This window comes from Candidatus Laterigemmans baculatus (assembly GCF_010367455.1).
In the GTDB taxonomy this organism is placed as follows: domain Bacteria; phylum Planctomycetota; class Planctomycetia; order Pirellulales; family Pirellulaceae; genus Laterigemmans; species Laterigemmans baculatus.
Genome location: NZ_WRPR01000047.1, coordinates 1 through 11,585, shown reverse-complemented (window position 1 = coordinate 11,585; position 11,585 = coordinate 1). Strand labels below are relative to the sequence as shown.

The 11,585-nt window shown below is 66.3% G+C and carries 7 protein-coding genes; all 7 read right to left on the bottom strand.

Annotated features, from left to right (window positions below):
• Nucleotides 1-94 precede the first annotated feature (94 nt).
• Nucleotides 95-2,170 carry a cytochrome c3 family protein gene (locus GNK13_RS10660; RefSeq protein ID WP_164102508.1) on the bottom strand — a complete coding sequence of 692 codons (2,076 nt, stop codon included), beginning with the start codon at nucleotides 2,168-2,170 and terminating at the stop codon, nucleotides 95-97.
• A gap of 283 nt (nucleotides 2,171-2,453) precedes the next feature.
• Nucleotides 2,454-3,266: a hypothetical protein gene (locus GNK13_RS10655; RefSeq protein WP_164102507.1), complete on the bottom strand. Its 813-nt coding sequence runs from the start codon at nucleotides 3,264-3,266 to the stop codon at nucleotides 2,454-2,456.
• Complete coding sequence (locus GNK13_RS10650) at nucleotides 3,263-5,146, bottom strand: 4Fe-4S dicluster domain-containing protein (protein ID WP_164102506.1); 1,884 nt, start codon at nucleotides 5,144-5,146, stop codon at nucleotides 3,263-3,265. Before GNK13_RS10650 ends, GNK13_RS10655 begins: the two co-directional genes overlap by 4 nt.
• Nucleotides 5,147-5,423: 277 nt before the next feature.
• Nucleotides 5,424-6,368, bottom strand: coding sequence for a DNA integrity scanning protein DisA nucleotide-binding domain protein (locus GNK13_RS10645; protein ID WP_164102505.1), 945 nt, complete (start codon nucleotides 6,366-6,368; stop codon nucleotides 5,424-5,426).
• Between the two features lie 73 nt (nucleotides 6,369-6,441).
• Nucleotides 6,442-8,535 (bottom strand): hypothetical protein, encoded by a 2,094-nt coding sequence (locus tag GNK13_RS10640; protein WP_164102504.1) that lies wholly within the window; start codon nucleotides 8,533-8,535, stop codon nucleotides 6,442-6,444.
• Between the two features lie 400 nt (nucleotides 8,536-8,935).
• Nucleotides 8,936-9,673: a HEAT repeat domain-containing protein gene (locus GNK13_RS10635; protein ID WP_164102503.1), complete on the bottom strand. Its 738-nt coding sequence runs from the start codon at nucleotides 9,671-9,673 to the stop codon at nucleotides 8,936-8,938.
• Between the two features lie 245 nt (nucleotides 9,674-9,918).
• Nucleotides 9,919-11,286: a hypothetical protein gene (locus GNK13_RS10630; protein WP_164102502.1), complete on the bottom strand. Its 1,368-nt coding sequence runs from the start codon at nucleotides 11,284-11,286 to the stop codon at nucleotides 9,919-9,921.
• Nucleotides 11,287-11,585: the final 299 nt, after the last annotated feature.

The following is an 11,585-nucleotide window of genomic DNA, read 5'->3' as shown; positions in this document are numbered from 1 at the left end:
GTCAACCGGTTGTATCAGCCGCCACACGCTAGCGTCCGGTTCCCCAAAACGCAGTGGGAACCGGACGCTAGCGCGTGGCGGCTGACACCCTTCCCTACGGGTCGACGTGGTAGCGGTGGCACTGGGTGCAGTTGTCACCGGCGGCCTGCGGCGTGTGACAAGCCGCGCAGGTCGCTCGTTCGAGCGGTTCAAACCCGTGCGACCAGTTCGCTGCGGAGTGCGGATCCGACGGGAACGAGGCGGTGGTCAGTGCGGCCTCGAGCGACATTTTTCCTTCCCGGGGATCGCCGACCGTGTGACAGTGGGTGCAGTCGGCTAGCACCGGCAAGTGCAGGTGCGGCGCGTGCGAGAATCGTGTGAAGGTGCGGCGGTTGGGATCGTTCCGGCCGACCCGCCAGCTCGTCGCGACTCCCCGGCGGACCCCCGGATGGCACTCGACGCACGCTGCGACGGCCGGCAGCCCCGCGAGCGCCTCGCGATCGGAGGCGGCAAGCGCCGGATCGGAAGCGAGTTCGGCGACCGCGCGGAGCACCGGATCGGCGTGCCCGGCGGCTCGGTAGCGGATCGCCATCCGCACGTCGTCGCGGTACCAGCCCCCGTCTGGCAGCAATCGGGCTGCGTCAAACCGCTCGCCCGCCGTGGTCGGTGACTCGCCTACGCCCTCCCCTGCCCCGGCTCCAACATCGCCAGACAGCGGATCGCCAGCAAGAAGCGGATCGCCAGCAAGAAGCGGATCCGAGGCGAGCGGATCTCCCAGCAGCGAGTCACCCAGCAGCGAGTCAGTCGGTTGCGTGGCGGCTGGTTTCTCGTCTGTGGGGGCCGACAGCACGTCGTCGGGGCGAGCTGTTTGGTCCGCTTCCGCTGCCGAGGCGGCGAACCAGCGATCGCGGGCCGTGGCGACCAATTGCGGCGAAAGCTGAGTGGGGATTCCCAGCTTTTCGAGGCCGCCCGGAGCATCGTCTTCCGCCTCGCCGGCTAGCGACGCGACCAGCCTGTGGAGAGCTTGGGCGACGGTCGCCGTGGCTCGCAGCCGCGAGGGGCTCGGGGGGCCCTGCCAGAGGTTGGCAGTGGAGTCGGTGAGGGTTTCGATCGCGGCGACCGCGGCGGGATCGTCGGCCAGCAGCATGCGGGTGAGCGGGGCCAGAGCGACTGCGTCAACACCGTTGGCTTCTTCGGGCCAAGGAGGCGCCGCGATCCCCGCTTGCTGGACCGCATCGATTTCCAGCATGGGCAGAGCGACGAGATCGATTCCCTCGGCGGTTCTCAGCCGCAGCGAGGAATTGTGGCACTGGGCGCAGGTGGCTTCGAAGGTTCCGCTGCGAGCGATCTCGCCGGCGGTGGTCACTGAGTGGCAGGCGCGGCAATCAAACGGTGTCCCCTTCTGGGCGAAGTGCTCGTGCTGGTGCGTGGCGTGATTGAATGCGATTTGGCCACCGAGATTGTGGGGCCCGCGATCATAGGGCCCGAGATGGTGGGTCTCGCGATTGTAGGGCCAGTCGTGCCAATCGGGGTGCCCGTCGGCGAAGCTCGCAAACCGATCTTGGTGGCACGTCTGACACTGGGCCGAGGTCATCGCGGTCAGGTCCGCATCCTTGCCGCCGTGTTCGCGATGACACGCGGCGCACTCGACTTGGTCGGTGCGGAACGCCGGGCGCGGCATCGAGTCGTGCCAGGTGCTTTCCCGCAGCGCGACTTGGCTGAGGCCCGCTGAGAATTGGCCCGCTGAGAATTGGCCTGCTGAGAATTGGCGTGCTGAGAATTGGGCCGCGTCGCGTATCTGCTGAAGCTCCGCACTGGTCAGGTTGTGAGCCCCTCGTGCCCGCTCCGGAGAGATCGTGGCATGGTGGCATTCGACGCACAGCTGGGTTTGCGAAACACCCTCGTGCGCGGTGCCGCCGGTGCTGAACCAGTCAGCCAGACCGCTGCGGGCGACGCTGTGGCAAGCGGCGCAGCGGTCGTTCGCTGTCGAGCTGCCGCTGGCGGCGAATTGGCTCGTGGCGAGGATTTGGGCGTGCGGATTCGCCAACGGTCCGGGCGCGAAGACTTCTCGCCGCCACGGTCCCATGACTGCCAGCACCAGAATCACGCAGGAGCTCACGGCGGCGAACCGCACCGCCAGTCGGCGGCGCGCGTACCACGAGCGGCGCGGTCGGCAAGGCGTTGGCGTCATGCCACAGCTGCCATCTGGCTCTGGACCCATTGGACAGGGACCGCCACTGCAGGGAGGTCGCGTGCAGCGCAGTGGCTCGCCGGCGGCAGTTCCCCCACGAGCCGCCGGCTGGCAGGGACCGCGGACGGGACAGCGACCGTCGGCTGAAGGCCCATGGGTGCAGGGAAAGCCCGCATCGAAATGGCCGCAGATCCAGGAATCGCCCGGACGTTCCCGAGGGCCCGAGCTGTCTGCGGAGGAGCCATCGGGGAATGGGTCGGAGTGGCGCACGGCGGCGGAATCCTCAGATGAAGTTCAGCACCAACAGAACGTGCGCGCACGACCAGACGAGCAACGCGACCGAGAGCATCGAATGGACGACGACCCACAACCGCAGCCGCAGTTGCAGCGCGAAGTGAAAGTCGAGTTCATCGCGCGTCCGCACCAACGCGGCGAGTTGCCCCGCCAAACCGCGAGTCTCGTCCGAGAGGTAGCGATCGAGATTGTTCAAATTGCTGAGCAGCCGTCGCCGGCGGATGCCGTTGGGGACCGCCAGGTAGGCGAGCGGTGGGCGGGTGGCGAAATAGGGTTGCAAGGCGTTGCTGTAGTAGTCGGCCAGCACGTTCGACGCGAGCGACGCGTCGAGCCGTTTGCAGAGCTTGGCCGCGGCGTCCGCGATCCGCTGGCGATCCCAACCGACCCGCTCCAGGCGGTAATCGCCCGCCACGGCGGTCAGCTTCCGCGGCGCCGAACGGCTGACGAACCAGCCATACAGGCCGCTGAGCGAAACGCCCAGAAACAGCAGCGACAGCCCGCCTTCGAAGATGCCGTTAGCCAATATCCGTGGAACGTGCAGCGCGTAGGCGGCCAGCGCAAAGAGCCCGGTGTAGAGGTGGATTTGAACCCACGTCGAGACGCTGCCGAGCGGGAGCATCACGAGTCGCTTGCGGAGCCCCAGCAGGATCAGCAACACCAGGCAGCCGAGCAAGGTGCCGCCGGAGTAGTACGAAGCGTGTCCGAGCCGCTCGCGGATCCAGCCGTTGCCGAGCACCAGCAGAACAACGGCTACCGCAGTGATGGCCAAAGCCAAGCGGCGCCGCGTGCGGAAAGGAATCATCCGGCTCGTCTCCCCAGCCACGCGTCGAGCGGTCCCGGTTCGCTCAGGTCGATCCGCACCAGGGCGTCATGCGGACAGGCCGCTTGGCAGGCTGGCCCCGACGGCTGCGATTGGCAGAGATCGCACTTGGTCGCTTTGAGGATCGGCAGCCCCGTCGCTTCGTCGCGGTAGCCCCGGCCGCGGAGGTCGCGAATCTCAACCATCTGGATGTGGTCGTAGGGACAAGCCGCTGCGCACCCGCCACAGCCAATGCAGATCGGCTCGGAGATGTAGACCGTGCCGCTCGCCTCATCCCGGACGATTGCTCCGGTGGGACAGCCGATCATGCAGACCGGATCGACGCAGTGCATGCAGGCCTCGGCAAACTGCAACCGGTCGTGTCGCGGGCCGCTGCGAGCCATCCTCGGGTTGCCGCCATGCGTCGTAGCGCAAGCGCGGACGCAATCGTCACAGCGAGTACACCGATGCAGATCGATGACGAGCGCCTGCCGGCCGTTGGTCAGCCGCTCTTGGACGAGAAACTCCAGCATCCCGGTGGAGAGCTCGCCCGATTTGGACGCGGGTCGCTTGGAATCGGGTCGCTTGGAATTGGGCAGCTGGTGTTTGGGGAGCTGGTGTTTGGGGAGCTGGTGTTTGGGGAGCGGGCCGCTCGCCTCGCCCGGCTTGTCTCGCGGCACGGCGCGGCGGTCGGAGGAAGGGACCGAGGCCGAAGGCTGGACGGTCGCTGCCGAATGCGCTGGAAGTGAAAGCGGCGGCAGTTCGCTCTGACGGACGTAGGGCAGCAAGTGCTCGGCGACGACTTCGACCGGGAGGTGCAGCGTGTCGACGAACCCGATCGCGCGGAGCGAGTGTTGCAGCGGGATCGGGGCCGCTTCCGGCGAGCGGCGGGCATTGGCGGCAATTTCCGCCAAACCGAACAGGTGCCCTTTGCCGAGGTAGGCGGTCGTGCGATCGCCCGCTCCGTGATGATGGCTGACGCGGGCAAAGCCGGCGCGGACCAGCACCAAGTCGGTCGGGGGAGTCCCTTCGGCGGCGATCAGCGGTTCTTGGCGGATCTGCTCGGCGGCCGGCAGTTTGCGGTTCCGCTGAAACTCGGCATTCCACTCCATGCGACCAAACGACCTCAGCTCGGTCGCTTCGGCCAGTCGCGCGACGGCATCCTCCGGGAGGAACCGGAGCAGCGGCGTTTCGCGAAGGTGGGCGACGAGCCAGTGGGCGCGGTAGTGCCGCTCGAGTTGGTCCGCGAAATTTTTGTCGCGTCGGAGCAACCGCAGACCCTGCCAGCGGATTTCGACGAGCGTGGCTTCCCCTTCCGCGATGACCGTGGCCGTCTGGGGGCTGCGGTACATCGCAGCGACTTCGCCGAACAGCTCGCCTGGACCCATCGCCAGCGTCCGGCGGTGGGCGAGCGCCGCGGGGAAGTCTTGCAGGAAGATCGCTTGCCGATCGTCCACCGTCTCGATCCGCGTGGTCGCGTCGGGAGTGACCGCCTCGGGCCCGCGAGCTTCGGCGACCCGCGGCCGATTCCACAACTGGGCCACGGCATCTCGCCACCGCATCCGCGGCGGCGGTTTGCGGCCGAGGTGTTCGGGCGGAAGATGATCGAGCGAGACGCGGACGCTTCCCGAGAGGACGAGGAACGCGCTGTTGCCGTAGTCCCCTTCGCGGACCACGATTTCACCACTTTGGCAACGTCGGATGCGGCAGTCGTTGCGGAGGATTCCCTGCAGCGGCATCGCGGAGGTGAACGTCGCCTCGCGCATCGCGGCAAACGGCGAGCGGGTCCGCAGCCAATTCACATCGGCGTCGGTCATCGAAGGATCGAGCGGCGCATCCCAGCGTCGCGGCCGTCGCACCAGAACAGCTTGTGAGTCGCTCATCCTTGAACCGGTCGAGAATTCGTCCAATCGTCCGATTGGAGCTGTACCGAGGATGGCCGAGAGGCGTCAAGAGCGCCCCGGGGCTAGAGTCGCCTTTCGCTCCGCGAAAGTTGTGTTGCTGCGCAACTTTCGCTCCGCGACTCACGAGGGCGGCTCGATCGCCTGGGGTGCTGTATTCCGCACTCCCAAGCCCCCTCACCCTGGCCCTCTCCCCCACGGCTTGGCTGCGGAACTTTCGTTCGCAGCCAAGCCGTGGGGGAGAGGGGACTGGCAAAGACTAGTTTTCCGAGGTGGTGGCTGGGGGTTCGTAGTTGAACTCCTGCCATTTGACGGCCTTGTCCATCGGCTCGATCCGCATCACCAGGTGGCCGTTTTGGTACAGCCGCACCGTGCCGGTCGACTGGCTGACGACGACGCCGACCGCTTTGGTTTTGCGGGTGATCGCGGCGCAGGCCCAGTGCCTCGCCCCGAGCCCTTTGGACATCGTCAGGTCTTCGTGCGAGACCTCCAGCATCTGGCGGCTCTTTTCGATCATCCCATCGGGGCTGATCACGAAAGCGCCGTCGAGTTGGGCGATCTCCTTGGCATCTTCCTGGACGCGGGGATCGGACAGATCGCGGTGTTTGCGGTTGTAGCCGCGGAACGGATCGACGCCGCTGTCTTTGCAGTGCTCAAGCACGGTCCGCGAGTCACCGACGACGAACAGCGTGCCGACCGGTTTTCCTTCGCGGCCTTCGCGACCGATCTGCACGGCCAGGTCGACGACCGTTTTGATCGTCTTGAGCGGAACGCTGCTGCCGAGTCGCTGCAGGTCGCGGACATTCAGCCGCCGCATCCGTTCGTCGAGCTGCAGGTGGCTGAGCGAATCGAGCCGTCCCTGCTGGAAACCGCTGTAGACGGCGATCACGTCGCCGTTGGTGCGGATCAATTCGTCCGAAGCCGCTTCGAGCAACGCGTGTTGCAGGCGTTCGAGCAGCGGCGCTTTTTCCTTGTTCAGCGCCAGCGGATGCAGCCCCGCTTCGGTCGCTCCCTTGAGATCATCCACCGAGTCGGTCGCGACGATCACCGTCTTCTCAAACTCCGTGGTCGACTCTTTGAGCTTCTTCCAGTCGACCGCTCCATCGAGCAAAAACAGCAACGCGTCGGCGCTCATCTCCATCGCCATACTCACCGCCAGCGAGACGATCGAAGCGGTGTGTTTGGTGAACCGTTGCGTGGCCATGCGGGACTGTGGAAGAGTCGGTCGTGGAAGAGACGGAGAAGGAAAGCCTAATCGCCGCTCGCTTTTCCGACAATTACCGGCGATGGTTTGACGCACCCGCCGCGGTCTGACTCGCTCGCCACGGCCGCTCGCTTTCGAACACGCGGCGGTGGTACAGCGAGAGGGCGCGGAGGGCATGCCCCTTGGGACCCACCTGCCACTCGTGACCTCGGCTGGAGAGCATCGAACGGGTCAGGAAGGTGATTGCCTGAATCATCCGATCGTCCTGCAATTGCTCGTCGCTGGCAGTGAAGATCAACCACTCGAGGATGTGTCCGCTGGTCTGCACCTTGCGGTCGAGCTGCCCGTTGTCCTCACGCCCTTCGAACCAACTGGTGCTGAACGAGCCATCGCGGTTCTGCAACTGCCAAGTGTAGGCGACGAAATCATCGACGAAGATCGACGCCCGCTCCCACTGGCCAGTGATCGGAGCCCCCTCGCGGCGGCGTTGGGCGAGCGCGTAGCTGAGACCCATCAGGCGATGCGTGCCACCGCAAGCCGCCCCCACAACCGGTTGCTGCAGCTCCTCGCGAATCAGCCGCTCGAAGTCCCAACGCTCGCCGTCCGAAGCGGTCCAGGTGGCGTCGGTCGGCAGGTAGTGGGAGAGACCGATCAGCGTAAACGTCAGCTCTTCACCGGCGCGGCAGGCGGCCATCTCCGACTGCACCAGGTCCGCGACCGTGAACCGCTGGGGACCCACGTACAGCGGGTAATCCTTGGGCACGCCGACTTGGGCGAAGATCGCCAGCAGTTGCGCCTGGTGCCCCTGCAGGCCGATCCCCGTGTGCGCCTCAATCCGCCCGCTTTGGGTCAGCCCCAACAGCTTCAAATTTCGGCACGGATTGTTGCCCGCCAACCAGGCGATTGCGTTGTAGCGGCGACGTCCGGCGTCGATGTTCGCATCCAAACCATACGGGAGGATCGCGTGCAACATGCCCCACGGAGTTCGCTCGAGCGAATTCTCGGGCCGCTGGTGGTAGTACTGCAGCGTCTGCTCGATCGGCCGCTTGAGCCGCAGCGCGGCAGCGGAGATGACCGCAGCCGGAGAGGCCTGCCGACGCGGTTCCACTTCGGCGATCTCCGGGCCAGCCCCCGCAGTTTCCGCGGCGGAATCGGAGGACGCTTCGGCATCGGCATCGGTCGAAGCGTACTCGAGCTCCGCGGCCTCGTCGGCCTCTTCCGCGGGGCGGGCTGCCAAGCCTGGGATCACCGGATCGCGAAGCGGCATCCGCTCACCCGTCTCCGCTGGGCGAGCGGTCGACGCTTGAGGCGCCTCGCGACGGGGCTGGACCGCAACCGGCTCGGGCTCGAGCGGCTCGGTCAGAACCGGTTCGGGCTCGAGCGGCTCGGGCTCGAGCGGCTCGGGCTCGATCGATTCGGGAATGATCTCGACGAACCGCGGCTGGCTCTCCCGTGCCGGCGGTTCGGACGATTCTTCCGGCTCCATCGCTTCGAACCGCTCGATCTGGTCCTGCAGGGCCAGGGCGCGGGCGTTGCTCGAGTCGGCGTCCTCGGCCTCATCCGCTGCGTCGGCCGCGCCGTCGCGCGCCGGCGCCTGCGAGTCGGCAGCCGGATTGAGGCGGATCGAATTCAGGCGAGACGCTTCGGCGGGCGATGCATTCCGCGACTCCATCGGGCGCGTCGCTACCGATGCGGCAGGCTCCTCGGCCGCCGCGACCGGTAGCCGCTGGCGGCTCATTCCGCGGCTGACCCACCCGTCGGCCTTCACCGCGGTGGGCTCGGCCGAAGACGGCTCGGAGGCCGTTGGGGGGGACGCTTTGAGGGCCGAGCCGACGACGGAGATCTCGTCCAGGTCGCTGGTGTCTGCCGTGTTCGCCGGTGGCGACAGACTGAGGCCCGGGGAGTTGAGCGTCGGTGCGGGCGTCGTCCGTCGGCTGCTCGTGCTCCGTCGCTCTCGGAGCTTGCCTCCCGGTTCTCCGAGCTCGCTTTGCGGAGCGTCGAGCCGAGGTTGGTCGCGGGCGACGCGGAGCACGGCTGCGGGAGGCTCCTGGACCGCGTCTTGGGCGGCGGCAGGCGGCAGCGTCAGTCCTTGTGCCGCCAGCAGGAGCGTTGGCAGGGGACGGCCGGCGAGGCGAAACCACAGGGCGAACCGTGTCGCATTAGGCATGAACTGATAACGGGCTGAAGAGCAAAAATTCCACCGATCGGTCGCGGGAGCACCGCAGGTGATCTCCACCGGAGCATCTATCGGACGCCGGAGGGCCCGTCTCCACCGATCACGCAAAATCGTTTCAACCGGTTGATCTTGGGGAGATTGCGAGTTTTGGGCGACGCCCAGCGGTGCCCCTTTTGGGCCATTCATCAGCCGCCAGACGCTAGCCGCGGGTGAGCCGACGGCGCTAGCCGCGGGTGAGCCGACGGCGCTAGCCGCGGGTTCCGTTGCGCTGCCGAACGTATCGAATTTGAAAGTGGACGCCGCTGTCACCTAACGCTGCTCCCTGGCGCGGAGCGGATTGGGCCCGAGGCTAGCGCCTACGGCTCAACGGCCTAGCGAAAGCAGCATAATCTCAGAAAAAGCTGCCCAAGCGTTCGCTCCACGAGGGGCTGCGGTTGGCGTCCCCGCTGTTCCCTTCGGGCGACTCGAGCATCGCGACCCAGGCCTCGGGCTCGTTACCCACGTCGCGTCCGGTGATTTGACGCAGCGAGGCGATCGAGGCGTGTTGGTAGGCCAGCTCGGGCTCCTGCAGCGCGAGCTTCAGGGCGTCGGTCGCCTGGGAGCCCTGGTGCGATCCGAGGCTCTTGATCGCCGCCAGCCGCACATCCTTGTTGGTTTCGCTGTTGACGCTCTCGGCCAACAGCCGCGTCGCTTCGGTTTCGGTCCGCAGAGCCAAAGCATCGCAGCTGGCGATCCGGACTTTCGCGTGATCGTCCTGAGTCCCCGTCTCGAGCACCGAGATTGCTTCGGGGACCGTCGCCAGAGCCGCGGCATGCACCGCTTGGCAGCGCATGTGCGGACTCGGGTCGTACTGCAGGATATTGGCGAGATGCTCCAGCCACCGCCGCTGCTCGGCGGGACTCATGTCGTCGATCGCGCCGGCCAGCTCGCGGAGTTCAGCTTCCCGCGTTGCGTCGGTCGGACCGATCGCCTCGTCGGCTGCCCATTCGTAGGAGCTGTAGTACGGATTGGCTTTCTTGATCGCGAACATCGGGCCATCTTGGCAACCCGAAGCGGCGGCGACGATCAACATCAGGACCCAGGAGGGGCCGATCGTTTCTCGGAGTTCGGCAGCGTCGAATTTGCGCATCGCGGCAGGACCATCAAGTGCATGGATTCTTTCCGGGCGATGTAACAAACCCGAAGAAGCCGCAACAAGTCCGAAAAGGATGCACCGCCGGATAGTCGCCTTTCGCGGAGCGAAAGTAGCGGTTCTTCACAACCTTCGCGGAGCGAGGGGGGACGATGCAGGCGCTACTTTCGCGGAGCGAAAGGCGACTATGATGCGCAGCTTTCGCGGAGCGAAAGGCGACTATGGGGGACTATGGGTGACGCTCAGGGCAGCGGGATGTCCTTGAGCTCGAACTCGGCTTCGCGGGCGACGACCGAGATGGGCGTGTGGTAGTGGAAGGTTTTGCCCTCGAGTTCGCCGCCGAGGTCGAACAGGTAGCCGATTCCCACGCGGTTCGACGTTTGGCGGTAGACCTGATAGCCGAGGTGCTCGAGCCGGTTTCCCTCGGCATCGGTGACGTAGGCGGGGTTTTCAAATATCCACTGGCGATGCGATTCGAACGCGTTGCCCGCTTCCTCGAAGGCCACTTCCATGCGGACTTCGTGAATCTCCCCATTGGGCCGCACCTCCTCCACCGCAAAGGTCAAGTTGCCCACTTTCGCTGGAGCGGGCGGGTTGGCCAGCGGGACTTCGAAATGCTCGGCCGCTCCCGGCAGCATCGCCCGGAGCGTCCCGCGGAGGGTGGCGATCCGCTGGGGGCTGCCGGCCGGAAGTGGCAGCGGCAAGTTGAGCTGCGAGAACGGCAGCTGGCTGCTCGCAGCAATGTCGAACTGCCCCTCGTCGGGCTTCAGCTCGGTTCCGTCGCCGAGGACCGCGGTCACTCGGTCGAGCGGGAGGTTCAGACCGATCGGCGTCAGCCGCGGCTCCCACGCGACCTCGAGCCCCACGGTCAAGCGATTGAGCTGGGGCTGGTGAAAGTCGCGGCGGGCGGTCGTGGCGGTCGCCTCCAAGCGATAGACGCCAGCGTAGGCGGCCGAGTCGGTCCGCGAGGGACGCGACTCGCCACGCGGCACCAACACCATCCGGCCGGGACCGCCGGCATAGAAGTTGACGTCCAGTTCGGCGGCATCGAGAACTACGTCGAGCGTCTCCCAGAAAGAGAGCGGGCCGAGGGTGAGCTGCAGCGGCGCGGCCGCCTCGCCTTGGACTTCAAACTCAATCCCCGACTCGGCAGTGATCTTCGCCAGCGCTTCTTGCAGCGTCGTCACCGAGCCGAGTCGCACGGTCCGGGCCCCGGCGTCGGCCTCGGCTCGCTGCTGCTGCAGCGCGAGGCGAACCCGCCGCAAACGCTGCTGGGCTTCGGCCGAAAAGCGATCGTCGGGTTCGGGCAACAGCCGCAGCGCCTCGGGCCCCAGAGCCAGCAAGTCGCGCTCAGCTTGCTGGCGCTGGGCCAACTGATCGGCGTCGAGGGTGTCGACCAGTTCGGAAACGCGCGAGCGAAGCTGGTCGTCCGTCAACGGAGGATCCGCCTCCAACGGTTGCCCAATCGCCGCGAGCTGACCGAACGCCAGCAGCAGTCCTGCGAGCGTCCATTGCAACATTGGGCGGGCCAGCCGCAGGCTCGCAGCAGAAGCACCGTCGCCGACTTCCGCAGGAATCTTCCCTCGCTCGATCGTTATCACCGTGCTCACCCACCTGCTCGACAGACCGTGTTGTACGAATCGCCCACCGCCCATGCCGTGGAATGGAGCGATTTTAACGTAGGGTTTTCTACCGTGCGCCGCTCGGGCGTGAGGGGAGTCGTCGCCGGTCGTTCATCAGCCGTTGGGGCCAGGTAGGGATTGCTCTCACCCTCCCCCCGAGAGGGTGTTGGGGAAAAGGGGTTTTCTGACAGATGCTAGCTGGACAGCGCCACTTTGGATTGGTTCGGAGCAGGACGGCTCGCGGAAAAATCGTTTAACGGCAAGCCGAAGGCGACTGCTTTTTAAAA